This is a genomic window from Pedococcus sp. P1_H8, from assembly GCF_056405175.1.
On sequence record NZ_JBFUCP010000324.1, the window covers coordinates 1 to 407 of the forward strand.

1 protein-coding gene is annotated in these 407 nt (G+C 70.0%); it reads right to left on the bottom strand.

Going from position 1 to position 407, the window contains the following annotated elements; genetic code table 11:
• Positions 1 to 407, bottom strand: a 407-nt coding sequence (locus AC1DYG_RS20205) for an NYN domain-containing protein (RefSeq protein WP_477641623.1), incomplete at both ends; no start/stop codon positions are given.

Genomic DNA, 407 nt, shown 5'->3' on the forward strand with positions numbered 1-407 from the left:
GCTGTCGAACACTTTTGGACTCCTTGACGCCCGAGCAACAGAGCGGACAGTGGTCGGAACGGCTGCAGCCAGGCGCCCTCGTCGGGCAGGGAGTCGAGGCTCACCCGCGGCAGCGGCTCGCGGAACACCCCGTTGATGTCCTCGAGGTCGATGAACTCGAGGATCTCCGAGGCGACCGCCCAGCTGGCGTGCTCACGGAAGCCGAGGACCTGCACGGGCACGCCGGTCGCGGCGATGTCCTCGAGCGGCTGGCGGAAGGCCTGGCCGTCGGCGGACGCGACCATGATGCCCGCCAGACCGCCGTCCCGGGCGCGCAGCGCGATGTGGGCCAGCATGTCGTCGTCGACGGCGCTGTCCTCGTCGACCTTGGGCTTGGCGAACACCGCGAAACCGACGTTGCGCAGGGC